Raw genomic sequence first — 475 nt, forward strand, 5'->3', positions numbered from 1 at the left:
GACGGCGCCGAGGACGTTGTCCTCGGGCACGACGACGCGGTCGAAGGTGACCTCGCAGTGCCCACCGATCATGGCGCGGTCGAGGGTGCTGATGTGGCGGCCGACGGTGACGCCGGCGGTGTCGGCGGGGACGAGGAACATCGTGGCGCCGCCGCGGTCGCCGGGAGTGCCGGAGGTGCGGGCCATGACGATGAAGAACCCGGCACCGTCCGCACCGGTGATGAACCACTTGTGGCCGTCGATGCGCCAGCCGCCGTCGGTGCGGGTGGCGGTGGTGGTGAGGGCGGAGGGGTCCGATCCGGCGCCGGGGGCGGGTTCGGTCATCGCGAACGCGGACCGCACGTCGCCGCGGGCGAGGGGGGCGAGGAACTGTTCCTTCTGGGCGGTGGAGGCGACGTGGGCGAGGAGGTGGACGTTGCCCTCGTCGGGGGCGCCGATGTTCGTCGCGATCGGCCCGAAGAGGGAGTAGCCGGCT

The 475-nt window shown here is 72.8% G+C and carries 1 protein-coding gene; it reads right to left on the minus strand.

The genetic code is table 11. The features are described from left to right. The coding region (locus ASG69_RS22965) for an acyl-CoA dehydrogenase family protein (RefSeq protein WP_235578786.1) at positions 1–475 on the minus strand (475 nt) is incomplete at both ends.

Origin of the sequence: Rhodococcus sp. Leaf225, from assembly GCF_001426145.1 — a bacterium.
Classification (GTDB): Bacteria; Actinomycetota; Actinomycetes; order Mycobacteriales; family Mycobacteriaceae; genus Rhodococcoides.